The sequence below is a fragment of the Cryobacterium sp. PH31-L1 genome, assembly GCF_030063145.1.
Taxonomy (GTDB): domain Bacteria; phylum Actinomycetota; class Actinomycetes; order Actinomycetales; family Microbacteriaceae; genus Cryobacterium.
The window spans coordinates 49350-74588 of record NZ_JASISM010000001.1 but is presented as its reverse complement, the minus strand read 5'-3'; the positions used below and the strand labels follow the sequence as shown (position 1 = coordinate 74588).

The 25239-nt window shown below is 65.9% G+C and carries 28 protein-coding genes; 13 read left to right on the top strand and 15 right to left on the bottom strand.

Annotated features, from left to right (window positions below; genetic code table 11):
* Positions 1 to 71: 71 nt before the first annotated feature.
* The 3 genes from QMF22_RS00400 to QMF22_RS00390 all read right to left on the bottom strand — a co-directional run bounded on the left by QMF22_RS00400 (position 72) and on the right by QMF22_RS00390 (position 3752).
* Positions 72 to 590, bottom strand: coding sequence for a CarD family transcriptional regulator (locus QMF22_RS00400; protein WP_092107039.1), 519 nt, complete (start codon positions 588 to 590; stop codon positions 72 to 74).
* Positions 591 to 601: 11 nt separating this feature from the next.
* Positions 602 to 1303, bottom strand: a complete 702-nt coding sequence (locus QMF22_RS00395; RefSeq protein ID WP_283449157.1) for a TetR/AcrR family transcriptional regulator — start codon at positions 1301 to 1303, stop codon at positions 602 to 604.
* Positions 1304 to 1394: 91 nt separating this feature from the next.
* Positions 1395 to 3752 (bottom strand): trehalase-like domain-containing protein, encoded by a 2358-nt coding sequence (locus QMF22_RS00390; RefSeq protein ID WP_283449155.1) that lies wholly within the window; start codon positions 3750 to 3752, stop codon positions 1395 to 1397.
* A gap of 190 nt (positions 3753 to 3942) precedes the next feature.
* On the opposite strand from QMF22_RS00390, the gene QMF22_RS00385 reads away from it, so the two are divergent.
* The 4 genes from QMF22_RS00385 (at position 3943) to QMF22_RS00370 (ending at position 7054) form a co-directional block, all read left to right on the top strand.
* Positions 3943 to 4542, top strand: coding sequence for a hypothetical protein (locus QMF22_RS00385; protein ID WP_283449153.1), 600 nt, complete (start codon positions 3943 to 3945; stop codon positions 4540 to 4542).
* Between the two features lie 153 nt (positions 4543 to 4695).
* Positions 4696 to 5331, top strand: a complete 636-nt coding sequence (locus tag QMF22_RS00380) for a copper resistance CopC family protein (RefSeq protein ID WP_283449151.1) — start codon at positions 4696 to 4698, stop codon at positions 5329 to 5331.
* Positions 5328 to 5843, top strand: coding sequence for a copper chaperone PCu(A)C (locus QMF22_RS00375; RefSeq protein ID WP_283449149.1), 516 nt, complete (start codon positions 5328 to 5330; stop codon positions 5841 to 5843). The genes QMF22_RS00380 and QMF22_RS00375 overlap by 4 nt, the downstream gene beginning before the upstream one ends.
* Positions 5843 to 7054 carry a Dyp-type peroxidase gene (locus QMF22_RS00370; protein ID WP_283449147.1) on the top strand — a complete coding sequence of 404 codons (1212 nt, stop codon included), beginning with the start codon at positions 5843 to 5845 and terminating at the stop codon, positions 7052 to 7054. Before QMF22_RS00375 ends, QMF22_RS00370 begins: the two co-directional genes overlap by 1 nt.
* A 98-nt stretch (positions 7055 to 7152) precedes the next feature.
* On the opposite strand, the gene QMF22_RS00365 is transcribed toward QMF22_RS00370, so the two are convergent.
* From QMF22_RS00365 to QMF22_RS00320, 10 genes are all read right to left on the bottom strand, one after another.
* Positions 7153 to 7497: an HPF/RaiA family ribosome-associated protein gene (locus QMF22_RS00365; RefSeq protein ID WP_283449145.1), complete on the bottom strand. Its 345-nt coding sequence runs from the start codon at positions 7495 to 7497 to the stop codon at positions 7153 to 7155.
* Positions 7498 to 7567: 70 nt separating this feature from the next.
* On the bottom strand, positions 7568 to 8713 hold the full coding sequence (locus QMF22_RS00360; RefSeq protein ID WP_283449143.1) for a serine hydrolase domain-containing protein: 1146 nt from the start codon (positions 8711 to 8713) through the stop codon (positions 7568 to 7570).
* A 2-nt stretch (positions 8714 to 8715) separates the two neighbouring features.
* Positions 8716 to 10374, bottom strand: coding sequence for a dipeptide ABC transporter ATP-binding protein (locus tag QMF22_RS00355; RefSeq protein WP_283449141.1), 1659 nt, complete (start codon positions 10372 to 10374; stop codon positions 8716 to 8718).
* A complete protein-coding gene (locus QMF22_RS00350; protein ID WP_283449139.1) occupies positions 10371 to 11246 on the bottom strand; it encodes an ABC transporter permease in 876 nt (291 codons plus the stop codon). Before QMF22_RS00350 ends, QMF22_RS00355 begins: the two co-directional genes overlap by 4 nt.
* Positions 11243 to 12199 carry an ABC transporter permease gene (locus tag QMF22_RS00345; RefSeq protein WP_283449137.1) on the bottom strand — a complete coding sequence of 319 codons (957 nt, stop codon included), beginning with the start codon at positions 12197 to 12199 and terminating at the stop codon, positions 11243 to 11245. Before QMF22_RS00345 ends, QMF22_RS00350 begins: the two co-directional genes overlap by 4 nt.
* On the bottom strand, positions 12199 to 13833 hold the full coding sequence (locus QMF22_RS00340; protein ID WP_349357058.1) for an ABC transporter substrate-binding protein: 1635 nt from the start codon (positions 13831 to 13833) through the stop codon (positions 12199 to 12201). Before QMF22_RS00340 ends, QMF22_RS00345 begins: the two co-directional genes overlap by 1 nt.
* Before the next feature lie 58 nt (positions 13834 to 13891).
* Positions 13892 to 14347, bottom strand: coding sequence for a thioesterase family protein (locus QMF22_RS00335; RefSeq protein WP_283449135.1), 456 nt, complete (start codon positions 14345 to 14347; stop codon positions 13892 to 13894).
* On the bottom strand, positions 14344 to 15321 hold the full coding sequence (locus tag QMF22_RS00330) for a 3-hydroxyacyl-CoA dehydrogenase NAD-binding domain-containing protein (protein ID WP_283449133.1): 978 nt from the start codon (positions 15319 to 15321) through the stop codon (positions 14344 to 14346). The genes QMF22_RS00335 and QMF22_RS00330 overlap by 4 nt, the downstream gene beginning before the upstream one ends.
* A 2-nt stretch (positions 15322 to 15323) precedes the next feature.
* The gene (locus QMF22_RS00325; RefSeq protein ID WP_283449131.1) at positions 15324 to 16211 is read right to left on the bottom strand and encodes a beta-keto acid cleavage family enzyme; all 888 of its coding nucleotides are present in this window, start codon (positions 16209 to 16211) and stop codon (positions 15324 to 15326) included.
* Between the two features lie 40 nt (positions 16212 to 16251).
* Positions 16252 to 17139 carry a TetR/AcrR family transcriptional regulator gene (locus QMF22_RS00320; protein ID WP_283449129.1) on the bottom strand — a complete coding sequence of 296 codons (888 nt, stop codon included), beginning with the start codon at positions 17137 to 17139 and terminating at the stop codon, positions 16252 to 16254.
* 64 nt (positions 17140 to 17203) lie between these two features.
* Here QMF22_RS00320 and QMF22_RS00315 point away from each other — a divergent pair, with 64 nt between their 5' ends.
* Complete coding sequence (locus tag QMF22_RS00315; protein ID WP_283449127.1) at positions 17204 to 17389, top strand: hypothetical protein; 186 nt, start codon at positions 17204 to 17206, stop codon at positions 17387 to 17389.
* 18 nt (positions 17390 to 17407) lie between these two features.
* Here the strand turns inward: QMF22_RS00315 and QMF22_RS00310 are convergent, their stop codons facing one another.
* Positions 17408 to 18178 (bottom strand): hypothetical protein, encoded by a 771-nt coding sequence (locus QMF22_RS00310; protein WP_283449125.1) that lies wholly within the window; start codon positions 18176 to 18178, stop codon positions 17408 to 17410.
* Positions 18179 to 18264: 86 nt separating this feature from the next.
* Between QMF22_RS00310 and QMF22_RS00305 the strand changes: the two genes are divergently transcribed.
* The 8 genes from QMF22_RS00305 (at position 18265) to QMF22_RS00270 (ending at position 24809) form a co-directional block, all read left to right on the top strand.
* On the top strand, positions 18265 to 18483 hold the full coding sequence (locus QMF22_RS00305) for a hypothetical protein (RefSeq protein WP_283449123.1): 219 nt from the start codon (positions 18265 to 18267) through the stop codon (positions 18481 to 18483).
* A gap of 48 nt (positions 18484 to 18531) precedes the next feature.
* Complete coding sequence (locus tag QMF22_RS00300) at positions 18532 to 19275, top strand: DUF429 domain-containing protein (RefSeq protein ID WP_283449121.1); 744 nt, start codon at positions 18532 to 18534, stop codon at positions 19273 to 19275.
* Between the two features lie 251 nt (positions 19276 to 19526).
* A complete protein-coding gene (locus QMF22_RS00295) occupies positions 19527 to 20603 on the top strand; it encodes an NAD-dependent epimerase/dehydratase family protein (protein WP_349357071.1) in 1077 nt (358 codons plus the stop codon).
* The gene (locus QMF22_RS00290; protein ID WP_283449117.1) at positions 20503 to 21291 is read left to right on the top strand and encodes an ABC transporter ATP-binding protein; all 789 of its coding nucleotides are present in this window, start codon (positions 20503 to 20505) and stop codon (positions 21289 to 21291) included. The genes QMF22_RS00295 and QMF22_RS00290 overlap by 101 nt, the downstream gene beginning before the upstream one ends.
* Positions 21288 to 22151, top strand: a complete 864-nt coding sequence (locus QMF22_RS00285; protein ID WP_283449115.1) for an ABC transporter permease — start codon at positions 21288 to 21290, stop codon at positions 22149 to 22151. Before QMF22_RS00290 ends, QMF22_RS00285 begins: the two co-directional genes overlap by 4 nt.
* On the top strand, positions 22148 to 23146 hold the full coding sequence (locus tag QMF22_RS00280; RefSeq protein ID WP_283449113.1) for an ABC transporter substrate-binding protein: 999 nt from the start codon (positions 22148 to 22150) through the stop codon (positions 23144 to 23146). The genes QMF22_RS00285 and QMF22_RS00280 overlap by 4 nt, the downstream gene beginning before the upstream one ends.
* A 108-nt stretch (positions 23147 to 23254) precedes the next feature.
* The gene (locus QMF22_RS00275) at positions 23255 to 24061 is read left to right on the top strand and encodes a thioesterase family protein (RefSeq protein WP_283449111.1); all 807 of its coding nucleotides are present in this window, start codon (positions 23255 to 23257) and stop codon (positions 24059 to 24061) included.
* Between the two features lie 133 nt (positions 24062 to 24194).
* Entirely contained in the window at positions 24195 to 24809 is a 615-nt protein-coding gene (locus QMF22_RS00270) for a class I SAM-dependent methyltransferase (protein ID WP_283449109.1), read from the top strand.
* A gap of 114 nt (positions 24810 to 24923) precedes the next feature.
* Here the strand turns inward: QMF22_RS00270 and QMF22_RS00265 are convergent, their stop codons facing one another.
* Positions 24924 to 25082 carry a Fic family protein gene (locus tag QMF22_RS00265; RefSeq protein WP_283450713.1) on the bottom strand — a complete coding sequence of 53 codons (159 nt, stop codon included), beginning with the start codon at positions 25080 to 25082 and terminating at the stop codon, positions 24924 to 24926.
* Positions 25083 to 25239: the final 157 nt, after the last annotated feature.

Genomic DNA, 25239 nt, shown 5'->3' with positions numbered 1-25239 from the left:
GGGAGGCGAACGAGACTCCCATGCAGCGGCTCAACTCCCGCGCCGCGTGAGCGCGCCCGTGGAACTACAGGCTAGACGGCGACCTCGACGGGCTCGTCGCTGACAACGTAGTTCTGAATCTCGATGAGCAGCAGGTCGCCGGCTTCCTGGTCGGTCAGGCCCTGGGCCAGAGCGAGTTCGGAGACGAGGATCTGGCGTGCCTTTTCAAGCATCCGCTTTTCGCCGGCGGAGACACCCTTGTCCTGGTCGCGACGCCACAGGTCGCGAACGACCTCGCTGACCCGGTACACGCTGCCGCTGGCCATCTTCTCCTGGTTGGCCTTATACCGACGTGACCAGTTGCCCGGCTCCTCGGTGAAGGCGTTCTGCAGAATTTCGTAGACGGCGCTGACGCCGGCGGCGTCGATGACGTCGCGCACGCCGACCAGCTCGACGTTGTCGACCGGCAGCTGAATGGTCAGCGCGCTGGTGTGCACGTTGAGGGTCATGAACTGCTTCTCGACGCCCTTGATGGTGCGGGTCGCGAGGGCCGTGATGGTGACCGCTCCGTGGTGCGGGTAGACCAGGGTTTCGCCGATTTCAATCTTCATAGAATGCGCCTTCAGTGTTGTGTGGTTGATGCAACGCGAACGGGCGTTGCGCTTGAGGTTTGGTGTTGAGCTGGCTCATCGAGCAGCCAGCCGGGCAGCAGGGCCACCAGCTGGTCGACGAGTTCGTCGTCGGAGACGTCGAGGTGACCGCGCATCCAGGCGCCGATCAGAGTGAGCGCTCCGCCAGCGACATAGGTCGTGACCAGTTCGGCGTTGACGGCGTCGTCAAAAACGAGCACCGACTCGAGCATGCGGGTGGCGTAGGCCTCGATGATCTGGTCGTGCGCGCTGCGGGTCAACGGCAGTTCGAGCACGCTCGCGTACAGCGGAAAGTTCTCGACCATGTGAGCGACAAGTCGGGCATAGCCGATACGTGAAGCGTTCTCGCCGGTGCGCGGCCGCGGCAGATCAAGTCCGGCCGAGCCGATGTCCGCGAACTGCGCCTGCAGCAGTTCAGCGGCGAGCACGTCGAGACTGGCGAAATGCGCGTAGAAGGAGCTGCGGCTGATCCCGGCCAGACGCACAATCTCGGCCACCGAAACGGATGCCGCCGGTTGGGCGATCAGCGTGTGGATCGCCGTGAGAATGAGCTGCCGGGTGCGTTCAGCGCGCGGGTCGTGCTTTGACTCGTCGGGTTGCACGTTTGGCTGCACGTTTGGCTGCACGTTTGGCTGCACTGCCGCCTGCGGGGCGGGGGCAGCCAGCGGAGTCATCCGACGATACTAACACTTTTCGGACAGGTGTCCGAGACGGGCAACATTTTCACGGCTGACTCGCGGAAAACCGCGAGTCAGCCGAACTTTTTCAGCGCCCGCGGTACTCGTCGAGCAGCTGTGCGCAGCGGATGAAGCCGAGGTGGGAGTAGGCCTGCGGGTGGTTGCCGAGGTGCGTTTCGGTGGCCGGGTCGAATTCTTCGGAAAGCAGCCCGGTGGGGCCGGCCAGGGCGATCAGCTGGTTGAACAGAGCTTCCGCCTCGTCGATGCGCCCGGTGAGCACGTAGGCCTCGATCAGCCAGGTCGTGCAGATGTGAAAGCCGCCCTCGAGTCCGGGCAGTCCGTCGTCATAGCGGTAGCGGAACACCGTCGGTCCAACGCGCAGCTCGCGCTCCACGGCGCTCACCGTCAGTTGAAAACGCTCGTCGGTGACGTCGAGCAGGCCGGACAGGCCGATGTGCAGCACGGCGGCATCCAAGTCGGGGCTGTCGTAGGCGACGGTGTACGACTGGGCTTCCTCACTCCAGCCTTCGCGCAGTACTTCGTCGCGAATCGTCGCGGCCAGTTCCACCCAGCCCGCCCCGACGTCTCTGCCGTGCCGAACGGCGGTGCGGATGGCCCGGTCAACGGTCACCCAGCACATCGTCTTCGTGTAGGTGTGGTGCCGCGGCGAGCGCCGGGCCTCCCAGATGCCGTGGTCGGGTTCCTGCCAGCGACTGGTGACGGCGTCGACCATCTCGGTCAGCAGATGCCACTGAAAGTCCGAAAGAGTTCCCTGTCGGGCACTGAGGGTGTCGATGAGCTCGGCGACCGGTCCGAACACGTCGATCTGCACCTGGTTGTCGGCGGCGTTCCCGATGCGCACCGGGCGCGAACCAGCGTAGCCGGGCAGCGACTCGAGGCTCGCCTCGGTCGACAGCGACGAGCCGGTGACCGAATAAAGCGGATGCAGCCACTGCGCGCCGGGACTGTCCGCCACGACCGCCGCCAGCCAGCGCAAAAACCCGTCGGCCTCATCGGTCGACCCCAGGTCGACGAGCGCTTTCACGGTCATCGAGCCGTCACGCAGCCAGCAGTAGCGGTAGTCCCAATTGCGGGTGCCACCGATACCCTCGGGCAGCGAGGTCGTCGACGCGGCGAGCACTGCGCCGGTCGGTTCGTAACAGAGGGCCCGCAGCACGAGGGCCGACCGGCCCACGAGCGAGGGCTTCACGCTCGGCAGAGACAGTGAATTCACCCAGGAACGCGAGTCATTCATGACCGCGCCGCGACGGGCGGCCTCGCCAGCGGGATCCGCCGTGTAGGGCTCGGTGTCGCCGCAGCGCAGGTTGAGCATGATGGCACCCTGCGACAGGTCGACGACGGCGGTGGCCGTCTCGTTGCGGCCGTCGCTCATGACGGTGAAGTCGACGCCGGCGGCCGTCAGCACGATCGGGTCTGGCGTGCCGGTGATGGTCACCGCACCGTCGGCGGCGTGCATGTTGAAGTAGGCGACGGCGTAGTCGGGGCGCGGCGCGAAGACGATGCGGGCGAGACCGGTGCCGGTGAGCTTGCGCACGAGGTTGGTGATGCCGAGCGGCGAGGGCTCGATGTAGTCGGTGACGGTCACGTCGGCCCAGCGGGTTTCGACGACCATGGTGTTGTCGACGTAGCGCTGGCCGAGCACACGGCTCTTCTTGACCGGCTCGATCGAGAAGTGTCCGGCCTCTTCGCTGCCGAGGATGCTTGCGAACAGCGAGCCGGAATCGGGCAGCGGATGCGTCATCCAGCAGATGCGCGCTTCCGGCGTGACGAGGGCGGTTGAGGTGCCGTCGCCGAGCATGGAGTGGCGTTCGATGGCCACGACGTGCTGGCCGAACAGCCAGTCCTTGCGCAGTTCGAACAGCAGGGCCAGAATCTGGGCGAGCTTTTCGGGGCCGCTGATGCGGTGCGCGGCCACGGATTCGTCGTCGCCGATGCGAATGCCGAGGTCGGGGCCGTGCAGGGTGTTCATGGCCATTTCGTCGCTCGCCGCATCGCCGGCGAAGAAGGCGGCGCTGACGCCGAGGCGGGTGCGCAGGCGATCGAGGGCAACGCCGGAGTCCTGCGACTCGTCGGAGGGCTCGTGGGCGTCGAAAAATTCGGAGTCGAATTCGCCGCCGTTCGATCCGACCAGGTGCACTTCGCGGGGCAGGCGGGAATCCGCGGCGAGGTCGCGCAGGGGCCGGCCGGACATAACGGCGGTGTGGGTGTTGGGCAGGGCGGCGAGGGCGCGCAGGGCGGTCGCTGACTCGGCCAGCAGCACCGACGGCACGTCGGAGGCGACGTGGTGCGACAGCGTGCCACCGTAGTTGCAGGCCACCAGCAGCGAGGGCGTGCGGGCGAGTTGCTGCAGGTGCTGCAGTATCTCGCTGGACAGCCCGGTCAATGTGCGCGGAAGATTCTTCGAAAGATTCAGGCTGTGGGGCATGAGCGATTTCCTTGCAGGAGTGGCGGGCAGCGTGGAACCAATTGCTCTACCTAGGCGACGTTACCATTTGCCCTGCCGCCTGCGACCGTCAACCCGCCGTCCTTGACGAGGAACGAGCCTTGCTCCGGCATCCGCTACCCTGAAGGCTCAGCCACATTCCGGATGTGGCATGACAACGTCGGGTGATGACATGGCAACGAGATGGGCGAGGTTCGCTCGGGGCTGGGTGACCGCTTTCGTCGCCGTACTCGTCGCAGCGCTCTCGCACGTGGCCGCCGGCGGCCACGTGCCCGCCCCGGTCAGCATTGCTCTGGCCCTGGCCTTCGCCTCCATGCTCAGCATTGCGCTCGCCGGCAAAAAACTCTCTTCGACCAAGCTCAGCCTCTCAGTGGCCCTGAGTCAGGTTCTCCTTCACGTTATGTTCGGCCTCGGCGGTACCGCCGGCACCATGACGGTGGCCGGACATCACGGTTCGACAACCGTGGTCGTAGGCGCGGCATCCGCTGCCCCGGCCATGGCCGCTGATGGCTGGATGTGGGCCGCCCACACTCTGGCGGCTGTTCTGACGATCGTCGCGCTGCGCCGCGGCGAGCGCACCTTCTGGGCGCTGGTCGAGCTGGCGCGCACCGCGCTCGTGACCGTGGTCATTGCGCTCGGGCTGGTGCTCGTTCCGCTTCGCGTTGCTCGACTGCGCGCCGCGCTGCACCGCGTGATCGAACCAATCGACCTGGCCGTGTTGCTGTCGCCGATGCGACACCGCGGCCCGCCGCGCGCGCTCGCCGCCTTCTAAGCCCTCACGCCGCGCCTCGCTCGCGGCACGTTAGCGGTCGCATCCGCTCGGGGCGCTCGTTTGAGAAGTCGGCACGGGTTTGACCCAGTGCCCCGAGCCCACACAAGTGCCACGACGCACCCCATCTTCTCGCGAACTCCTCGGAGGTACCGCATGCTCTCTTCCCATGCCCGAAACCGGCTCCTCGCCGGACTCGGGGTCCTCACGCTCGCCGCAGCGTTCGCGATCGGCGGCGTTGCACCGGCCTCGAGCGCGCACGATTCGGTGGCCGGCACCGTGCCGTCCGACACCGAACACGTCGACCTGGCCCCGGCCACGGTGTCGATGCGGTTCACCGACAACATCATGCAGCTCGGCGCGATCATGCTCGTCGTTGATTCAGCGGGCACCGATTGGGGTGAGGGCGAAGCCGCCCTCGACGGGCCGACGGCCACCCTGGCCGTTGACCCCGCCCTGCCCGACGGCGCCTACCAGGTGCGTTGGCGGGTGGTCTCGGCCGACGGGCATCCCATCTCCGGCACCTTCGACTTCAGAGTTGGCGACGCCAGAGCGGTGACCACACCGACTACGGATGCCGCCGCTCCCGTTATCACCACCCCGACCGATCCGACCGTGGTCACCACCAACACTGCCGACAGCACCGGCGGCGGGCTCCCGATCGGCGTCACCGCGCTCATCGGTGCCTTCGTCGGCCTCGGCCTCTTTCTCGGCGTTGTGGCGCTGACGCGCCGCGCAGAATCCGCTCGACAACGCACCAATCCCCCCACTACAGAAACGACACACTCATGACCTCCACCACACCCCGCCTTCTCATCGTTGCCGCCCTGGGCCTGCTTGCCCTGACCGGTTGCGCGGCCACGACCGACACCGCAGCCCCCCACACCGCAGCGACCAGCACGGCGACCGCGGCCGCGAGCCTCACCATCACCGACCCCTGGGTCAAGAGTGCCGAGACCGGAATGAGCGCCGCGTTCGGCACACTCGTGAATGTCAGCGACACCGACATCAACGTGGTCTCGGCCGAATCAACGGCCGCGACCATGATCGAGCTGCACGAGACCGTCGCCGACGACACCGGCGCCATGGTGATGCAGCAGAAAGAGGGCGGCTTCATCGTTCCGGCGAACGGCACCTACGAGCTCGCGCCCGGCGCCAACCACCTCATGCTCATGGGGCTCACCGAGCCGATCGTCGCGGGCGCCGAGAACACCTTCACACTCACCCTGTCCGACGGGTCGACGGTGGAGTTCACCGCCCCGGCCAAGGACTACTCGGGCGCAAACGAGAGCTACGACAAATAATGTTGGTCGATCAGCCTGGTCGTCGTCTCAGCCGGCGTCACCTCCTGTTGGGAGGTGCCGCGGCCGGAATCGGCGCGGTCGGCGCGGTCGGCATCGAATTGGCGACGAATGCGCGCCCGCAGGTCGTGGGTCAGCCGCTCAACGGCGCTCAGACCGTGCCGTTCTACGGCGCGCACCAGGCGGGTATCGACACCGTGCCGCAGAGCAACGCCACCATCATCGCGCTCGACCTGGCCCCGACGACCGATGCTGCGACCCTGCGGCGGCTCATGAAGGTTCTCACGAGCGACGCGGCCCGGCTCAGCCAGGGTGAGGCGGCGTTGGCCGACTCGGAGCCGGAGCTGGCCGTCGCGCCGGCCCGGCTCACCGTGACGTTCGGCTTCGGCCCTGGCCTGGTCGCTGCGGCCGGCGGCACCGCGCCGACCTGGCTCCGCCCCCTGCCGGCCTTCGGAGTCGACCGGCTCGACCCAGCCTGGGGCGACGGAGACCTGCTGCTGCAGATTGCCGCCGACGACGCCCTCACCGTCGCCCACGCCACCCGCATGCTGCTGAAAGACAGTCGCTCGTTCGGCACCGTGCGCTGGGTGCAGACCGGCTTTCGCCGAGCACCGGGGTCGGTGAAGCCCGGCACGACCATGCGCAACCTGTTCGGTCAGGTCGACGGCACTGTCAATTTCGTGCCCGGCACGCCCGACTTCGAGCGGCTGGTCTGGGGCGCCGCCGACAACCCCGGCTGGATGCTCGGCGGCACCGGCTTCGTGCTGCGGCGCATTGCCATGGACCTCGACAAGTGGGACAAGCTCGATCGGTCAGGGCGGGAGGCATCCGTTGGTCGCGCTTTGAGCAACGGCGCGCCGCTGTCCGGCACCAACGAAACGGATGCCCCAGATTTTGCAGCGAAGACCGCGATCGGTTTTCTGGTGATCCCGGAGTTCTCGCACCTGCGGCGGGCCCGCAGCGAGAACCCCGACGAACGCATCCTGCGCCGGGGCTACAACTACGACGACGCGCCTACGGGCGGCAGCGTGTCGAACTCCGGCCTGCTTTTCGTCTCTTTTCAAGCAAATGTCGACGCCCAGTTCGTGCCCATTCAGCGCCGCATCGACGCCCTCGACCTGCTGAACGTGTGGATCACACCGATCGGTTCTGCCGTCTTCGCCATTCCGCCGGGCTGTGCCGCTGGCGGCTACATCGGCGACACTCTCTTCTGACCCTGTGGTTGAACCGGCTCGTGGCACGTGTTTGGGAGGTTCGCCCTGGTTTGAACAGGGGCCACCGTCTCAAACACGCGCCACGAGAGCGAAGCGAGTTAGACGACCTCACCCATCGGCAGGTTGCCGTTACGGGCATCCAGCTTGCCGAAGTGGGTCTCGAGCAGGCTCTTCATCTTGTGCAGGGCGCCGGTGAGGGCTTCCTCGACGGCGTTGGCGTTTTCGGTGACGACGACCGGGGTTCCGCCGGCCGGGCGAGCTTCGAGGGTGCACTTGATGTCGTCGGTGCTGCTGCGGCCGGCGCTGCCATCGGAGAGGTGAACCTCAACCCGGGTGAGGCGTTCGCCGTAGCGCGCGAGGGACTCTTCGACGATGGTTTCCAGTGCTCCGGCAACCCGCTCGGTGCCGTCGACGTTGCTGTCGGTGTTCACGATGACCTGCATAATCACTCCTCTTCATTGCTGACAACTTCAGGCTACCGCTTGCGGATGCGTGCCCCGTGCGAGCCCGATTTCAGAGCAGGCCGTGCAGCACCGCGAGCAGATCTTTCACCCGACTGTCGTGGTTCTCGGCGAGCATTTCGTTGGTCAGAAAGGAGAAGCCGAGGTCATGTTCCGGCCAGGCACCGTTCAGGCTGCCGCCCGCTCCGGAATGCCCGAAAGCCGAAATCTCTGGCCCGTAGCTGCCGAGGGGGTCGGCCAGTTCAAAGCCGAGTCCGAACCGGAGCGGCCGGTCATTGACGGCGTCGATACCCTCAGACCAGGTTCGGGTGGCTTCAGCCAGCGCGACCGGTGACACGAGCGATCCCTCGGCGAGGCGCGAGTACAGCGCGGCCATCCCGTCGGCCGTCGCGATGCCGCCGCCGGCTGCCAGCTCGGCCCGATGCAGTTCGAGGGTGTTTGCGCGAAGCGACGTTCCCAGCAGGGTCTGGGCGTACATCCGCTCGACGATTTTGCGTCGCACCGGGTCGGTCAGATGGGTGCTGATGGCATAGCCCTCGTCCCGGAACATCGGGGTCACGCGTGATTCCAGTCGAAGTGGCAAGCCCAGGTAGATGTCGAGCCCCAGCGCCCCGCCGATCAGTTCGTCGATGAGTTCACCGGCGCTCCGGCCGGTCACGCGCAAAAAGATCTCGTTCATCAGGTATCCGTACGTGATGGCGTGATAGGCGACCCGGGTGCCGGGTTGCCACAGCGGAGTCTGCGCGGCGAGCACGGCCGCGTTGGCGGCATTGTCGAGGTCGGCAAACTCCCCCGCCGGTTCCGGGTCGACGTAAACCAGCCCCACGGTGTGGCTGAGCACCTGCGCCACAGTCACGTCGCCCTTGCCGGCGGCAGCGAATTCGGGCCAGTAGTGCGCCACCGGGCGACGCACGTCGAGCAGCCCGCGGTCGACCAGCAGCGCCGCCACGGTGGCTACGACGCCCTTGGTGCCCGAGAACATGACGGCCAGCGTGTCCGGCCCCCAACCGGTCGCCACAGAATCTGTCGTCTCGGCGCGCTGCTCGACGCTGCCGCCGTACAGCCGCACGAGCGGATGCCCGTTCCGATACACACAGAACGCCTGTCCTCCGTGCGCTCGGTCGACCTGCTCGGCGAACACGGAGACCAGCCGGTTGAAACCCGGCAGATCCCCGTCGTTGTGCGCCTGAATAGACACGGTTACAGCGTCGGAACGTGGGTCAGCAACTCCCGGGTGTAGCTGTGCTGCGGGTTCTCCAGCACCGCGTCGGTGGTACCGAGGTCGACGATGCGGCCGGCGTGCAGCACGGCCAGACGCTGCGAGATGTGGCGAGCCAGCGCGATGTTGTGGGTGACGAACACCATCGCCATGCCGGTTTCCACCTGCAGGGTGCGAAGCAGGTCGATGATCGAGGCCTGCACTGACACGTCGAGTGCACTCGTCACCTCGTCGCAGACCAGCACTGACGGGGCGTTGACCAGGGCGCGCGCGATGGCGGCGCGCTGCCGCTCACCGCCGCTGAGCTGTCCGGGCCGCCGGTCGATGAACGAGGCGGCGAGCTGTACCTGGTCGAGCGCCTCCAGAACGAGGGCGCGACGCTGCTTGCGGTTGAACGATCCTGACATGTGCAGGGGCACCTCGACCGATTCGCCGATGGTGCGGCGCGGGTTGAGCGACGACAGGGGGGACTGAAATACGTACTGAATGCGGTGACGTTCCTCGGCGCTGCGCTGCCGGGTTCCGGGTGCCAGCGTCTGTCCGGCAAGGCTGACCGTGCCGGTGAAGTTGCCGTTCAGTCCGGCGATGCAGCGGGCAGCGGTGGTCTTGCCCGAACCGGATTCCCCGAGCAGCATGAGCGATTCGCCCCGGCCGAGCTCGAGGTCAATGCCGTTGAGCACGGGGTTCTTGCCGTAGGACAGTCGCAGATCCCTGACCGATAGGAGCGTTCCGGCAACTTCGGGCGTTGCCACGCGAGCGGATGCCGCGCGCTCCCGGCTGATGATCGGCAGGGCCCCGGTCACGGCCTCGACCTCGCCGATGTGGTGGCGCCCGGCGAGGTCGGGCACGGCGTTCAGCAGCTTGCGGGTGTAGGAGTGCACCGGGTCGTGCAAAACCCGGTCGCTCGGACCCTGCTCCACGATGCGGCCGGAGAGCATGACGGCGACCTCATCGGCCACCTCCGACACCACGGCGAGGTCGTGCGTGATGTACAGCCCGGCCACGTTATGGGCGGTGACGAGCTGGTGAATGGTCTGCAGCACGAGCGCCTGCGTGGTGACGTCCAGCCCGGTGGTGGGTTCGTCCATCACCATCACTTCGGGCCGAAACGCGAATGCCATGGCGATGCCGACGCGCTGCTGCTGCCCCCCGGAGAGCTCGTGCGGCCAGCGCCGCTGATAGGCGGCATCGTTCGGCAGCCCGACATCCGTGAGCACGTCGGCCAGCCGCTCCCGGCGCTCCGCCTCTGATGCGCCGTAGCCGTGTACGCGCAGCACCTCCATGATCTGGGTGCCGATTCGCATCGCCGGGTTCAGCGACAGAGCCGGATCCTGCGGAACATAGGAGATGGAGCCGCCGCGCAATCCGCGCCGCCCGGCATCCGTCAACGCCAGCAGGTCGGTACCGTCGGACAGCTCGATGGTGCCGCCGGTGTGCTCGAGTCCGGTGCGAAAGTAGCCGAGGCAGGCGAGCCCGGCCGTGGTCTTGCCGGAGCCGGATTCACCGACGAGGGCCAGCATCCGTCCCCGCTGCAGGGTGAACGAGACCCCGTGCAGAATTTCCTGGCCGAGGGTGGTGGCCACACGCAGGTCGTTCGCCCGCAGGGCCAGGTCGGTCGAGGCTTCGATCAGTGTGCTCATTTGCTTTCCTCCACGGTGGCCGAGGCGCGGGCCACGGCGTCGGTGATCAGGTTGCTGCCGACGGTCAGAATGGCGATGGCCAGCACCGGCAGAATGACACCCCACGGTTGCAGGGTCAGCGCGATGCGGTTCTCGTTGATCATCAGGCCCCAGTCCGCGGTCGGCGGCTGCATGCCCAGGCCGAGGAAGGACAGCGATGCGATCGCGGCGATCGAATAGGTCATGCGCAGGCCGAGTTCGACCATCAGCGGCCCGGTGATGTTGGGCAGCACGTCTTTCAGCAGAATCTTCCAGCGCGGTACCGCATACATTTCCGAGGCTCGAATGAAATCTTCGGTGATCACAGCGGATGCCGCCGCGCGCGTCACTCGGGCGATCCGCGGCGCGTGGGTGATGCCGATGACCAGCACGACCACCCAGCCCTGCGGGCCGAGTACGGTGATGGCGAGCAGGGCGAAGACCAGCTGCGGCAGGGCCAGCAGCACATCGTTGCCGCGCATGATGATGCTGTCGAGCGTGCCGCCCTGGTAGGCGGCGAGCATGCCGGCGACGGTGCCGAGCAGCATGCCGAGCGCGGTGGCGAGGGCGGCGTAGACCAGCAGCGTCAGTCCGCCGTCGAGGAAGCGACTGAGAATGTCGCGGCCGAGATTATCTGTGCCGAACATGCCGCCGGGCTGAAAGGGACGACCGGCGAATTCGGTGCTGGTGTACCCGGTGAGCCAGGGCAGGAGCAGCGGCCCGACGATGGCGACCAACACGACGATTCCGGTGAGCACGAGGCCGATTTTGGCCTGGCGCTGACGGATGATGCGGCGCATCAGGCCGGGCGGGGTATCGGTGACTGGTTCTGAATGTGTATCGATCGTGGTCATCGGGTTCCTCCCGTGCGCAGTTTGGGATTGGTCACAATGCCGACAATGTCGGCGAGCAGGTTGACCACGACGTAGACGGCAGCGATCAGCATGGCGAGGGCCTGCACGACCTGCACGTCCCGGTTGGTCACGGCGTCGACGAGGGCCTGCCCCACGCCCGGATAGCGGAACAGGAATTCGACGACGACGATGCCGCCGGCGAGCCAGGCCAGCTGGATCGCCACAACCTGGGCGACCGGTGCGATGGCGTGCGGCAGGGCATGACGCCAGATGACCTGGCGTTCGGGAACACCCTTGAGCCGGGCCATTTCGACGTAGCCGGAGTCGAGCACCTCGATCATCGTGGTGCGCATCATGCGAATGATGTACGGCATGACGACGAGCACGAGGGTCAGCACCGGCAGAATCAGCTGGCTCGGATAGTCCCAGACCTGTTCCCCGGGCGGCGCCATCGTCACAGATGGGAGCACGGTGAAGACGGTAGTGGAGAACAGGGTCACCAGTGCGATGCCGATCACGAAGTCGGGCAGGGCGGCCAGCACGAGGGAGATGCCGGTGGCGGCGTGATCGCCGGCCTTGCCGCGGCGCATGGCGCTGTAGGTTCCGACCAGGATGCCGACCGGGATGCTGATCGCGGCGGCTAGGGCCATGAGCACGAGCGAGGCGGCAATACGATCGCCGAGGAGTTCGGCCACCGATCCGCCGGACGCCGCCGACACACCGAAGTCGCCGACGAACAGGCCGCCGAGCCAGTGCAGATAACGCTCGGCAAACGGATCGTTGAGGTTCATCTGCTCGCGCAGGGCCTCCAAACGATCGGGCGTGGCCTGCTGGCCGAGCATGGCCTGGGCCGGGTCACCCGGCAGCAGCAGGGTCGCCACGAAGACGAGCATCGAGACGAGGAGCAGAATGACCGCGCTGATCGACAGCCGGCGAAGAATAAGACCGAGCATCAGTTCTGGCCGCCCATCCACACGCGACGAAACTCAAACCCGGACAGCGGCAGACCGGTGCCAGTGGGCACGAGGCCGCCGACGTAGCGTTGGTAGGCATCCGCTTGATTGGGATGGCCCCAGATAATGTGGCCGCCTTCTTCGTATTCGATGGTTTGCGCCTCGGTAATCAGTTCGTTTCGCCGGGTCGGGTCGATGGTCGATTTGGCTTCGTTGACCAGTTCGATGAAGCGGGGGTTGTCCCAGTGCGTCTCGTTGTAGGGCGAGGTGGGCAGCGAGCCGTTGTCGACCTGCGGCAGAAAGTTGCGGGTGTACCAGAAGTCCTGCGAGAAATCCCACTGCAGGTAGTCGTCGCCGAAGAAGGTGGTGGTGTCGACCCGGCGAATGGTCACGTTGATGCCGGCGGCGAGGGCCTGCTGGGCGAAGACCTGGGCCGCTTCGACGGCACCGGCCTGGATCGGCGCGGTCACCAGTTCCACGTCGAGGCCATCGGGATAACCCGCCTCGGCGAGCAGTTCCTTGGCCCGGTCGATGTCCTGCACGCGTTGGGGCAGGTTCTCGGCGTAGCCGGGGTCGTACAGCGCGTACATATCGTTGCCGACGGTGCCGTGGCCGCTGAGCACCTGTTCGACCATTTCTTCGCGGTCGACGACCAGCCGAAAGGCTTGGCGCACTCGCACGTCATCGAACGGGGCACGATCGACGCGCATCGTGAACGGCAGCCACATGCCGGTTTCGGAGTTGAGAATATCCACGCGCGGGTCGGTTTCGAGCACCTCGAGCAGGGCCAGCGGAACCTGGCCGATCGCGTCGACCTGGGTGGCCAGGAGCGCGTTGATCAGGGCGTTGTCGTCGCTGAAGTTGAGAATCCGCAGCTCGTCGAGGTGCGGCTCGTTGTCTTGCCAATAGTTGTCGTTGCGGGTGAAAACGCTGCGCCGCCCGGCGGTGAAGGAGTCGTACCGGAACGGTCCGGTACCGATCGGGTGCAGCGGGTCGTAGTCCTTCGGCACGATTCCGAGCGAGTACTGGCCGAGCGAATCGTCGAAGGTCGCCGTGGGAGTGTTGAGCCGAAATTCCAGCAGGTAGTCATCCAGCACGACGACCTCGTCGAGAATGGTCAGGCTCGAGGCGCCCGACTTGGGGTTCTCCGGGTCCATGATGCGGGCGAAGGTCGCGGCCACGTCGCGGCTCGTCATCAGGTGACCGTTGTGAAAGGTGACGCCCTGGCGCAGCCGCACGGTCCAGGTTTTGGAATCCAATGACGGTGTCGCCGAGAGCGCCAGCAGCGGCTTGAGGTCGAAGTTCTCGTCACGGTAGAGCAGCGCCTCGTAGAGGTTGACGACGCGGGCGATGTCGGTGGTGGAGACCGGGATGTGCGCGTCGAGGGTGTCAGCCGCGCCGCCGCCGACCAGGCCGACGCGCAGAATACCGCCGCGCTGGGGCGGTCCGGTGAGGGCGGGCAGCTGGGCCACCGCCGTGCCGCCACAGGCGGTCAGCAGGGCACCGACGCCGATCGCCATGCCGCCGCCGAGAACATGACGACGGGAGAAGAACTGACCGGATGCCGCGGCGAGCGCCGAGCGGGCTGTACCCGGCGAATTCGGGTCGAGCGGGGATGGTGCTGAGGTAGACATGGGACTCTTTTTCGGTTGCAGAACGTGAAACGACCGTTGGCTGTGGGTCGTCGAGGGGCTAGAGCGAAACCGCCCGGCCGATCCAGTCCGGGGCGATGACGCCCGCGGGCAGCTGGTGGTCGATGATCGCGGTCGCGACCGGTTTGGGGAACGGTATGCTGCGGCCCGTTCCCGAGTCGACGTGCAGGGCGAGCAGCTCTTCGGTGGCGAGCAGGGTGCCGCCCGATCGCATCTCGTGCGCGAGGTGCAGCTTCTTCGCGCCGGCGTCGACGATCGTGGTGGTGATCGTCAGGGCTGCGCCCTCGCCCGTTTCGGCCAGATAGCGCACGTGCGCTTCGACGGTATAGAGGGAGCATCCGCTTAAGGAACGGTAGGCCGCGTCGAGCCCGAGGCCGTCCATCACCTGGTCGGTGGCGAAGCCGAAAGCGAGCACATAATACGCCTCGGACAGGTGGCCGTTGTAGTCGATCCAGTTCGGCTGCACCGTGCAGTGATAGGAGTCGAGAACGCTCATGCGCGGCGTCCCTTGATCTCGTCGATCATGTTCCGTACGGCGATGATGGCGGCGTCACGCTCAATGATGAGGTCAGTGACCGAGCGCTCCTCGGCGTCGTCGACACCGGCGATGACGGCCTCACGCAGCTCGTCGGTGAGCTCGGGGGCTTCGAGCCGGGTCCACGGCGATTTCAGGGAGGGGCCGAAGTGCTCGAGCATGTGCCGCATACCGCCCTGGCCGCCGGCGAGGTGGAAGGTGGTCATCGGGCCGTGGATCGGCCAGCGCAGTCCGGGGCCGTCGGTGATCGATCGGTCGATTTGCTCGACAGTCGCTTCGCCGTTGTCGATCATGTGCAGTGCCTCACGCCAGAGAGCTTCCTGCAGGCGATTGGCGATGAAGCCGGGCACCTCGCGGTCCATTTTGATGACGGACTTGCCGATGTACTCGTAGAAGTCGGCGGCCCACTGCACGGCGGCGGCGCTCGTCTTCTCGCCACCGACCACCTCGACCAGCGGAATCAGGTAGGGCGGGTTGAATGGATGCCCGACTACCAGCCGACTCGGATTCGCCGCCCGGGTGGCCATGTCCGTCATGCTGTAGCCCGAGGTGGATGAGGCGATCACGACACCGTCGGCGGTGGCCGCGTCGATGTCGGCCAGCAGGTTCTTCTTGAGTTCCAGCACCTCTGGGGCGCTTTCCTGCACGAAACCCACGCCGTCGACGGCCTCAGCGATATCGGTGTGCACGGTGAAGTTGTCCGGCGAGGCATCGGGGTGAAGGCCCAGCTGGGTCAGGGCCGGCCAGGCGGCGTCGATGAGCTGACGTACCTTGGGGGCGGCATCCGGAGCCGGGTCCCAGACCCGCACGTGGTAGCCCTTGGCGAGAAAGTAGGCGGCCCAGCCGGCGCCGATGGTTCCGGCGCCGATGCAGGCGATGGTGCGCACGTCGGCGACGCTGGCGCGGGCATCCGCTCTATTGAACAGATCGGTCATGGTTATGCCTTTCGGTCGAGCTGAAGAATGTCGCGGGCTTCGTCGGGAGTGGCGACGCTTCTGCCGAGGTCGTGCACTATGGCAATGGCCCGTTCGGTCAGTTGTACGTTGGTGGCCTTGATGCCCTTGGCGAGGTAGAGGTTGTCTTCGAGCCCCACCCGCACGTGGCCGCCGAGCAGCACCGACTGAGCGACCCACGGCATCTGGTTGCGTCCGATCCCGAACGAGGTGAAGTTCGCGCCGGCGGGCAGCATGTTGACCATGGCCTGCAGCAGGCCGGGGTCGGCCGGGGCGCCGTAGGGAATACCCATGCACAGCTGGTACAGCGGCGGCGGGCTGATCAGGCCTTCGGCCACGAGAACGTTGGCGAACCAGAGGTTGCCGCTGTCGAAGATTTCCATCTCGGGTTTGACGCCGAGCTCCTGGATGCGTGCCGCGCCTTCGCGCAGCATGTCGGGCGTGGAGATGTAGACGTTGCTGCCCTCACCGAAGTTGAGCGTGCCCATGTCGATGGTGCAGATTTCCGGGCGCAGCTCCTCCACGTGGACAAGCCGCTCGAGGCCGCTGACCAGGTCGGTTCCCGGCAGCTGCCGGGTGGGGTTCGACGGGTCGAGCACCAGGTCGCCGCCCATTCCCGCGGTGAGGTTGATCACCGGGTCCACGTCGCTCGCCTTGATCAGCCGCACGACCTCGCGGTACAGGGCCACATCGCGTGAGCTCTGTTTGGTCACGACGTCGCGAACGTGAATGTGCACGACGGATGCCCCGGCGCGGGCCGCGGCCACCGCATCCGCTGCGATCTCGTCGGGGGTGACCGGAACGTGTTCGCTCTTGCCCGTGGTGTCTCCGGCGCCGGTGACGGCGCAGGTGACGATGACCTTCTTGTTCATGTGGAGCTCATTTCTGTGGTGCTGTACTTCGTGGGGCTGTTCAGGACGCTGGGGTCACGACCGTGCGGTCGATGAATTTTTCGATCTGCTCGTACATCTGATCTGAGGTCAGCATGCCGGTCAGTACCTTGATGATGAGGCCGTCGATAAGCGCGGTGAGGTGCTGGGTGAGTTCGTCGGCGTCGACCGCGATGACGCATCCGCTGTGCTGGCCGTCGACGATGATGTCGTGCACGGTCTGCGACCAGCGGCGATAGCTCTGCGCGTGTCCCTCCTGCCAGGCCGGGTCAACGGCGGCTTCGGCCCAGATCTGCAGCCAGATCGACATCTCGGCGCGGCCTCGAACACCGGCCGGCAACTGCAGAAAGGCCAGGCGCTTGAGACGGTCGACCGGGTTGGGATAGAGGTGCAATTCGGCGATCTGCCGGTCGAAGGCGAGCTTGACCGAGTAGCGCAGCGCTTCGGCGAAGATTTCGCGCTTGGTGCGAAAGTAGTAGTGCACGGTGCTGTCGCTCGTGCCGCTGGCGGCGGCAATATCGGAAATGCGCACCGAGGAATAGCCGCGCTCAGCGAACAGCCACCACGCCTGCTCGACGATGGTACGGCGTTTCTGAGCGTGGTCGCTGTCTTCGCTGTGGCGGGTCGGCAGGATGGTCGCCGCCGGAATGGCCGATACTCCCATTCCGTCGTCGGTGCCGGAGAGCAGCCAGTTCACGCTCACGCCGGCCGCGGTGGCGAGCTGGGTGAGCTCGTCCGGGCGAAACCGCCTGGTGCCCTTGAGCGCCTTGGAGAGCTTGGTTTCATCGAGCCCGATATGGCGGGCGACGTCACGCTGGGCCAGTCCGGAATTGCGGATGGCGGTGCGCACCCGCACTAGCAGCGCCGCGCGGTACTCGGCCTGGACGGCGCCCTCTTCTTGCGATTCCATTTGACCCACACTAAGTTAAACTTGCGATTTACGCAATCGAATCGCAATTTGGTGCGATGCACAGGTGTGTCTGTTCAGCGCCCCCTACCTCGATCGGCAAATTGTCGACCAGCTCGTCGACGCCCTGCTCGCCCAGCGCGGGGCGCTCGGGGTGGTCAGCCACGACGATGCTGGTCTGGCCCGGATGCACCTGACGACCACTCTCACCCTCGACACCGCGGGCGCGCTGGCCGAGGGCGTGAAACCCTAGTACAGCGACCGGGCAGGGTCAGCTTATGCCCCCCATGCGCTCGAGCGCCGCGCGCATGATCTGTGCTTCCGGCGTCGGCGCCACGTGGTGGTTCGTGTAGATACCCACCAGCCACTGCAGCACTTCGCTTTCACTCATGGCGACGGCATTCCAGTCAACCCCGGGCTCCGCCGCGGTACGCGGCTCGCCGGTCAGCGGGTCGAGCCAGGCACGGGCGATCGGCACGTCAGGGTCGTCGTTGTTCACGTTCCAGAGCAGGGCGATTGGATGGTTGTCACCGTCGATGTGCTCGTGGTCGACCCGCCCGGAGCCGAGCCACGGCAGGGTGAGCAGCTCCCCGATGATACCGACCTCGATCAGTTCGAGCTGGGTCGGTTCGGTCTCCGGAACGTAGAGGGTGAACCCCTGCTCGAACCACTCGGCGGCCTCATAGATCGAATCGAGCAGGTCGTCGAGGGCATCGACCTCCTGCACCAGCATGAGCGCCCATTCCAGCAGAATCTGGGTCTGATCGGCCGGCCACGGACTCTCCATCGGGTCGATCGTGCCGTGAAAGTGAAAGCTCGGGCCGGCTTCGTCGAGCAACACGTGCAGCTGGCCACTGTCGTAATCGATCGACAGGTTGAGCGCCCCGCCCTCCTCGTCGCGGTCGGCGAACAGATCGGGATGCGCCAGCTCCGGTGGCAGGGTTATTGCCGCGGCGAGCCGGGGGCCGAGGTCGAGAACAACGCGAAATTGAACGGTCGGCAGGCGCAGGGTTTCATCCTGCTCGAAGTGCTGGTCTGACATAGCCAAAGTTTACCGACCGGGAGCCGCCGCGATGTGATGCCCGCAGGCTCTCGCGCAGCAGCGCCCGGCGTGGCAGACTGCGGCCTATGGATATCGAGCTGTGGTGGCCCAAGCTGACTCCGTCGACGCGGGAGTGGCTGATGCAGAACAACGGAGATGCCGTGCCGCCGGAACTCGTGGCCGAGATCACGAGGGCCGGGGGCGAGGTCACCACCGATAGTGAGAGTGAGCAATCCGGCGTCTATCTGAGCGACGACGACGTCGACTGGATCGAGACGGTCGCCAACGAGGAAGAACCCACTTGACCGGCGGTCTCGCATCCGCTTGAATCGGGTCCACCGTAAGCTGAGCGCATGCGCACCGCCGGAGTGGATCTCGCCGCCGAGCCCAAAGGCACCGCGCTCGCCGTCATCGACTGGACTGACGCCGGGGCGTTCCTGACTGAACTGCATCTGGGCGTCGCCGACGAGAACATCGTGCGCACGGCGGGCACCGTTGAGAAGCTCGGCATTGATTGCGCTTTCGGCTGGCCCGACGAGTTCGTGCAGTTCATGGTCGCGCATGCCAGCGGCGACCTGACCGGAGTCGACGGCGGAATGGCGTGGCGACGCACCCTGGCCTACCGTGAGACCGACCGCGAGGTGCGGAAGATCACCGGCCGCTGGCCGCTCAGCGTCTCCACCGACCGGCTTGGGCTCACCGCCATGCGCTGCGCTGGCCTGCTCTCCCGGCTCGCCGCAGCCGGCATTCCCGTCGACCGGGCCGGTTTCGGGGCCGTCGCAGAGATCTATCCGGGCGCATCGCTGCGCCTGTGGGGGTTCTCTACAACGGGATACCGCACCGATCCAGCCATCCGCTTGCAACTCTTGGCCCAGATTCAGGATGCCGCACCCTGGCTCGAACTCGGCGCGCACGCCCCGCACATGATCGCCTCAGCGGATGCCTTCGACGCCGTGATCGCGGCCCTCGCCGCCCGCAGCGCCGCGCTGGGATTCTACGAACCGCCGGCACCGGCCCTGCTCGATCGTGCCCGCCGCGAGGGCTGGATCGTGCTGCCGAACGGACCCCTCGCGGAGTTATCACCATCCGCGAGATGACCGCGCCCGAAATCAATGGCCGCTGCGCCGGTTCGTTAGTTACCGTAGCCGCCGCCCACATCGGGCGCGGTTGCGACCTCAGGTCGCGTTGACGCCCTATCCGAGCGGGCGCGCCTGCGCTCTCATAACCGAGAGCAGCGCCTGCACGTGCGGGGTGCGCGGCTAGTTCCAGGTGGCCCAGGTGCGAATAGCCAGGTCGAAGCTCGTGTCAGGTGAGCAGCGACAATCGCGCTTACGCGTCGCTGCGGGTGATGGGCACTTCGTTCTCAACCGGGCATGCCTGCGGAGTCGCCGCCGCCGGCAACGCCCACGATTACGCGCACCCGCACTCTGCTCGACGAACAAGGAGCCCTCATCTCATGACCCGTCGACGAATCGCCCTCACCGGAGCGGCCGGGTCGCTCGCGGCCGACATTATTCCGGGACTGCTGGCCCGAGGCCACACGATCGTGGGCATCGACCAGCGTGCACCCGTTGACACGTTCGGCTGCGAGTTCGTGGAATGCCCGGTCAACGATCGTGCAGCGCTGCTGACGGCGCTGCGCGGCTGCGACGCCGTCATTCACCTGGCCGGAATTCCGCTGGAGGCCGAGTGGGCCGACATTCTGCGGGCCAATATCGATGGCACTCAGGCGGTTCTGGAAGTGGCCGAGCAACTCGGAATCCGGCGGGTCGTGCTGGCCAGCAGCATCCACTCTGCTGGTTTTGTGCCGGTGCCGACCGATGGCTCGCTTGTGCCCGACGACGTGCGGGTTCGCCCGAATACCTTATACGGCGTCTCGAAGGCTGCCGTGGAAGCGCTCGGCAGCCTGTATCACGACCGGTTCGGGCTCGACGTAATCTGCCTGCGGATCGCGTCCCGTTTCGCTGAACCGACCGGTGAACGCACGCTCTCCACCTGGCTCTCCCCAGCCGACGCCGCGCGCCTGTTCGACGCATGCCTACAGGTTCCCAGCCCCGGGTTCCGAACCATTTGGGGTGTTTCGGCGAACACCCGGGGGTATCTCAGCGCGGAAGGCGGCGCTGCAATAGGCTTTAGACCCGAGGACGATTCCGAACGTTTCGCCGAACGGATGTTCGCTGCCAGTGACACAGACCCGTCGCTCCTGGCTTCCGACTGGGATCGCGCCTACATCGGGGCATTTTCAGCTCGCCGCAACCACCATGCTTCGGCGGCCATTCCCCACGCCCTTGACCTCGGGATTTGTTACACAGACAGGAACAGAAATGACCGACACCGTGGGCAAAGATGCCTTTGTCGTACGCCACCTCTCCAAAGTTTTTGGTGGTGCAGGGCAGGTGCACGCCCTGAGCGATATCAACCTTAATCTGAAAAAGGGCTCATTCACCTGCATTGTTGGGCCAAGCGGATGCGGCAAGTCCACTCTGCTGCGCATTCTGGGAGACCTCGAGACGGCCACGTCGGGTGACGTGCAGATCAACTTCGAGCAGACCCGGGTGCCGCGCTCGGCCTTCGTCTTTCAGGAGCACGGAGTGTTTCCCTGGTTCAACGTGCTCGAGAATGTGGCGTTCGGCCAGAAGATGGCGTCGGTGCCGAAGAAAGAACGCGAAAGCGAAGCCCGCAACTGGATCGCCGAGGTCGGCCTGACCGGCTTCGAAGATGCCTACCCACACCAGCTCTCCGGCGGGATGCGCCAGCGAATCGCCATCGCTCGGGCGTTCGCGACCGGATCGCCGTCGCTGCTGATGGACGAGCCGCTCGGCGCTCTCGACGCCCAAACCCGCATCCTCATGCAGGAACAACTCGTTCGCCTGTGGGAAGTCGAGCGCAAGACCGTGGTGCTGGTCACCCATTCGATTGAAGAGGCACTGCTGCTCGGCGACCAGATCGTCGTGATGTCGGCCAGGCCTGGCCGGGTAAAAGAAATCATCGACGTGCCGTTCGATCGACCGCGCAGCGTCGCCATGGAAGCGAGCCCAGAGTTTGCACGCATGAAACAGGACATCTGGGAATCGCTGCGCGATGAGGTTCAAGCCTCAATGAGCTTCAAATGACCGTCACAGAGGGCGTCGCCCGCCGCCTCACCGAACTCGACCAGGCCATCGACCAGGAATTCAAACGTGAGCAGCGGCTGCGCGCCCGCGACCTCGGTTTGGCCATTCTCACGCCGATCGTGTTGCTCGCCCTGTGGGAACTCGCCGCGGCCACGGGAGTGCTCGACGCGCGCCTGTTCAGTCCGCCCAGTGCGATCGGCGAACGTGGCGCCGAGATGGTGGCGGACGGTTCCCTCTTCGTGCACATCTGGGCCACTGTCGGCCGCCTCGCGTTCGGCTTTATCGCCGGCTCCATTCTCGGTGTGTTCGCCGGGCTCATCATGGGTGTCGTGCGGCCGATTCGCGCGGCCCTCAGCCCCACCTTCACCGCGCTGTACGCGCTGCCGAAGATCGCCATCCTGCCGCTGCTGCTGCTCATTTTCGGCCTCACCGAAACCCCGAAGATTCTCGCCGTGGCTATCTCGGTGTTCTTCGTCGTGCAGATCAACACCCTGGCCGGCATCATGCAGATCGACGCCCGCATTCTGGAATCGGCGCGCGCCTACAAGGCCACGGGCATCCGCTTGTTTGTGAACGTACTGCTGCCCGCCGCTGCACCGGCCATCATGACCGGTCTGCGCGTCGCCGCCGGCATGTCGGTGATCGTCGTCACCGCGGTGGAATTCGTGGCCTCCAACAACGGCCTCGGCTACCTCATCTGGAACTCGTGGCAGCTGTTTCAGCCGGCCACGATGTTCGTCGGCCTGATCGTCGTCTCGGTCATCGGCGCGCTCGTCACCGGGCTCATTATCGTGCTGGAACGGGTGGTCCTGCCATGGCGCAACTCGAACAGCCCCAAGAAGAAGGAATCGAAAAAGTGAAGAAATTGAAAATCGTCGCAGCAATGTCGCTCGTCGCGTTAGCCCTGTCAGGGTGCGCCGCAACGGATGCTCCCGCCGCCACCGACGGCCTGGAAACAGTGAACGTGGGGCACGTTCAGCTCTCCATCTTCTCCCCGTTGTACGTGGCCGATGCCAAGGGCTACTTTGCTGACGAGGGCATCGAGCTGAAGCTCGAGGCGATCAAGTCCGGGCAGGACGCCGTGCCTCTCGCTGCTAGCGGCAAACTCGACGTCGTGGTCGCCGGCTTCTCGGCCGGAATGTTCAGCGCGGTCGAAACCGGCCTCGACGTGAAGGTCGTCGGCTCGATGGGTGTCTCCGCCGGAGCCGAAGAAGAGCCGCCGTCGGCGCTTATCGCGTCGAAGGCACTTGTCGATGACGGTACGATCAGCGGCATTTCCGATCTGAAGGGGCGCAAGGTTGCCGTCGCCGGCGGCGCTGGCGGAACCGGAGCGTTCTACGTAGGCATGGCCCTGGAAGAAGTCGGGCTCTCGATCACCGACGTGGAACTGGTGGCGCTGGGTAACCCGGACATGCCCACTGCACTGGCCAACGGCAGTATTGACGCCGCGTTCGCCTCCGGACCGTTCTGGACGATGCCCGTTGAAGACGGAACCGCGGTGAACCTGTGGAGCACCCCCGCCGGGACGTCCGGCACCGGCGTTCTCTATGGCGGAGAATTCGCGTCTTCTGATCTTGCCCAAAAGTTCTTCACCGCGCTCACGCACGGAGCGCAGGATCTGCAGGGCGACGACCGGTACACCGACGAGAACCTTTCCATTATTGGTGCCGCGACCGGCCAGACCGCCGAGCAGGTGGCCGCTGTACCGCTATACCGCTGGCTGCCCGACCTCGCGCCGCTGCCGGAGCAGCTCGCCGCGATGGAACGCATGTGGATGGAACTCGGGGCGATCGTCTACACCGACCCGATCCCCGAAACCGACTACGTCGACGCCACGTTCGCGCAGAATTCTTAGTCACTTCCCCGGGTCGTCCGGCCTGTTCGGGCGACCCGGGCTGAGTCTCCGCGCTCAATCACACCTATGGTGGATGGCAACGCCCGCGTCTGACAAAGGAGAAGCCGTATGCCCGAAGCACACCCTCGAGCGGATGCCTACTTCGAGCCGATCGCGCCCGGCCGCTACCGGCCGACCGAGCATGCCGGCGGCGCATGGCAGGCCGACGAGATCCACTTCAGCCCGCTCGGCGGCCTGATCGTGCACGCCATCGACCTGCACCGAGCAGCCAAGGCGGGTGGCGCCAACGGCAAGGAGCTCGGGCGCATCAGCTTCGACATTCTGGGCTTCCTCGCCGCCGAAGACTGTGAGGTCCGGGTCGAGACGATCCGTCCCGGTCGCACCATCGAGCTCATCGAGGCGACGGTGATCATCGCCGGCCGACCGGCCGTCCTCGCTCGCGCCTGGTTCATCACGACCGCCGACACCGCCGCCGTCGCTGGTGGCGGATCGGTCTCCCTACCCGCACCCGACACCGCGACCCCGTGGTCGATGACCGACACCTGGCCGGGAGGGTACGTCGCCTCCCTGGAGATGAGAGCCGTCGCACCTCCGTTACCCGGGGAAACGAGCGCGTGGCTTCGCACCGACGTGGCACTCGTCGCGGGCGAGGCAATCAGCTCGCATGCAGCTTTCATCGCCCTAGTGGACACCGCCAACGGAATCGCCGTTCGCCAGTCGCCGCTGGACTGGGCGTACCCCAACCTCGACCTCACCATCCACTTTCACCGGCAGCCGACCGGCACATGGGTGGGGCTGGAGACCACCGTCACCTTCGGGCCGGCCGGCCACGGCCTCACGAGCAGCGTGCTCCACGATGAGTCCGGTCCGGTGGGCCGCGGCGAGCAGATCCTGACCGTGCGGCCGATCAGCTGACCCTGCCCCTGCAGACCCGAAGGCAGACTCATTGCGGATGCCGGTGGCCCGATAAGTGCGCCCGCTCCCCGTCGTGGTCGAAGATCGTCAGTATTTCCACGGGTCCCTCGTACGCCTCGATGGAGTGCGGGGCATGACACCGACCCACACTCCCGAGAACCACTCGCACCACGATTGGCCCGCCGTGCTGCCCCACGAGGCCGACCACGCGTGGGCCGCGCTGTCACTTCACCATGTGACCGACCCCGCCCGCGTTCTGACCCAGACGTTTGAAACCCTGCGACTCGGCGGCGTACTCGTCGCCACAGAGGTAGCCGGGGTGACGAAGTACAACCCAGTCGACCTTGGTACCGGCCGAGCCGGCCTCGGCGAGCGCATCGTCGGGGCGCTCGCCGCTCACGGCTACCCCGTTACCGCCGACTGGACGATCGCCCTGGCCGAGGCCGGGTTCGCCCCGGTCGAGCGTCATGCGTCCACATTCACGGCATCCGCCCGCAACACCGACGGCTCTCGCTACCTGGCCTTGCAGCTCACTCTGAGCCGGGCTCGTCTAGCCGAAGACCTTTCCGCTGACGATCTCACGGCCCTGGACGCCGCGATCACCGCCCTCGTGGCAGGAACATCAGAGGTCGTGATGACGTCGGAGCGCTTCAGCTGGGTCGCCGTCCAACCGATCGCAACGGGGCCAAACCAGCACGACATCGGCGCGTCGGGCTCCTCCCAAGGGCGGACGCTGGTCGGGCCGTAATCCGTCCCGGACTACTCCAACGCCTTCCGCACCCAAGGCCTCTTGGTCCCAGTCTCGTACCGAGCAAAACGAAACCCCTTACTCCCCAGTGAAACACTGGGATGTAAGGGGTTTTTAGTGGCGGTACCTGAGATCCGCATGATTACGCGGTTGTTCAATCCTTTGAGCCGGGTTGGAATGGAGGACCGGGTACTGAAACAGCCCCGCCTGCATGAGGAACAGAAGATTGAGGATGCGACCCGTGCGGCCGTTTCCATCAGCAAATGGATGAATTGCTTCGAACTGGTAGTGGGCTCGACCAGCGGGTCGAGATCGTTCCCATCATGGATGAACTGCTACCCATTGAAGACCTCTAGGCGCACATTCGCTAAACGTGTAAAAAAACAGGCCGAAATTTTAATCGTCGACGGCACGTGTAAATCTACTTGGC

What these genes read in the sequence shown, in the direction of transcription:
- QMF22_RS00270 (WP_283449109.1), top strand. Translation starts at nt 24,195, where the DNA reads ATGACACCGACCCACACTCCCGAGAACCACTCGCACCACGATTGGCCC.
- QMF22_RS00390 (WP_283449155.1), bottom strand. Translation starts at nt 3,752, where the DNA reads ATGCCCCACAGCCTGAATCTTTCGAAGAATCTTCCGCGCACATTGACC.
- QMF22_RS00310 (WP_283449125.1), bottom strand. Translation starts at nt 18,178, where the DNA reads ATGTCAGACCAGCACTTCGAGCAGGATGAAACCCTGCGCCTGCCGACC.
- QMF22_RS00350 (WP_283449139.1), bottom strand. Translation starts at nt 11,246, where the DNA reads ATGACCACGATCGATACACATTCAGAACCAGTCACCGATACCCCGCCC.
- QMF22_RS00375 (WP_283449149.1), top strand. Translation starts at nt 5,328, where the DNA reads ATGACCTCCACCACACCCCGCCTTCTCATCGTTGCCGCCCTGGGCCTG.
- QMF22_RS00320 (WP_283449129.1), bottom strand. Translation starts at nt 17,139, where the DNA reads ATGGAATCGCAAGAAGAGGGCGCCGTCCAGGCCGAGTACCGCGCGGCG.
- QMF22_RS00400 (WP_092107039.1), bottom strand. Translation starts at nt 590, where the DNA reads ATGAAGATTGAAATCGGCGAAACCCTGGTCTACCCGCACCACGGAGCG.
- QMF22_RS00365 (WP_283449145.1), bottom strand. Translation starts at nt 7,497, where the DNA reads ATGCAGGTCATCGTGAACACCGACAGCAACGTCGACGGCACCGAGCGG.
- QMF22_RS00380 (WP_283449151.1), top strand. Translation starts at nt 4,696, where the DNA reads ATGCTCTCTTCCCATGCCCGAAACCGGCTCCTCGCCGGACTCGGGGTC.
- QMF22_RS00395 (WP_283449157.1), bottom strand. Translation starts at nt 1,303, where the DNA reads ATGACTCCGCTGGCTGCCCCCGCCCCGCAGGCGGCAGTGCAGCCAAAC.
- QMF22_RS00300 (WP_283449121.1), top strand. Translation starts at nt 18,532, where the DNA reads ATGCGCACCGCCGGAGTGGATCTCGCCGCCGAGCCCAAAGGCACCGCG.
- QMF22_RS00275 (WP_283449111.1), top strand. Translation starts at nt 23,255, where the DNA reads ATGCCCGAAGCACACCCTCGAGCGGATGCCTACTTCGAGCCGATCGCG.
- QMF22_RS00305 (WP_283449123.1), top strand. Translation starts at nt 18,265, where the DNA reads ATGGATATCGAGCTGTGGTGGCCCAAGCTGACTCCGTCGACGCGGGAG.
- QMF22_RS00325 (WP_283449131.1), bottom strand. Translation starts at nt 16,211, where the DNA reads ATGAACAAGAAGGTCATCGTCACCTGCGCCGTCACCGGCGCCGGAGAC.
- QMF22_RS00355 (WP_283449141.1), bottom strand. Translation starts at nt 10,374, where the DNA reads ATGAGCACACTGATCGAAGCCTCGACCGACCTGGCCCTGCGGGCGAAC.
- QMF22_RS00340 (WP_349357058.1), bottom strand. Translation starts at nt 13,833, where the DNA reads ATGTCTACCTCAGCACCATCCCCGCTCGACCCGAATTCGCCGGGTACA.
- QMF22_RS00330 (WP_283449133.1), bottom strand. Translation starts at nt 15,321, where the DNA reads ATGACCGATCTGTTCAATAGAGCGGATGCCCGCGCCAGCGTCGCCGAC.
- QMF22_RS00385 (WP_283449153.1), top strand. Translation starts at nt 3,943, where the DNA reads ATGGCAACGAGATGGGCGAGGTTCGCTCGGGGCTGGGTGACCGCTTTC.
- QMF22_RS00370 (WP_283449147.1), top strand. Translation starts at nt 5,843, where the DNA reads ATGTTGGTCGATCAGCCTGGTCGTCGTCTCAGCCGGCGTCACCTCCTG.
- QMF22_RS00295 (WP_349357071.1), top strand. Translation starts at nt 19,527, where the DNA reads ATGGGCACTTCGTTCTCAACCGGGCATGCCTGCGGAGTCGCCGCCGCC.
- QMF22_RS00335 (WP_283449135.1), bottom strand. Translation starts at nt 14,347, where the DNA reads ATGAGCGTTCTCGACTCCTATCACTGCACGGTGCAGCCGAACTGGATC.
- QMF22_RS00285 (WP_283449115.1), top strand. Translation starts at nt 21,288, where the DNA reads ATGACCGTCACAGAGGGCGTCGCCCGCCGCCTCACCGAACTCGACCAG.
- QMF22_RS00345 (WP_283449137.1), bottom strand. Translation starts at nt 12,199, where the DNA reads ATGCTCGGTCTTATTCTTCGCCGGCTGTCGATCAGCGCGGTCATTCTG.
- QMF22_RS00290 (WP_283449117.1), top strand. Translation starts at nt 20,503, where the DNA reads ATGACCGACACCGTGGGCAAAGATGCCTTTGTCGTACGCCACCTCTCC.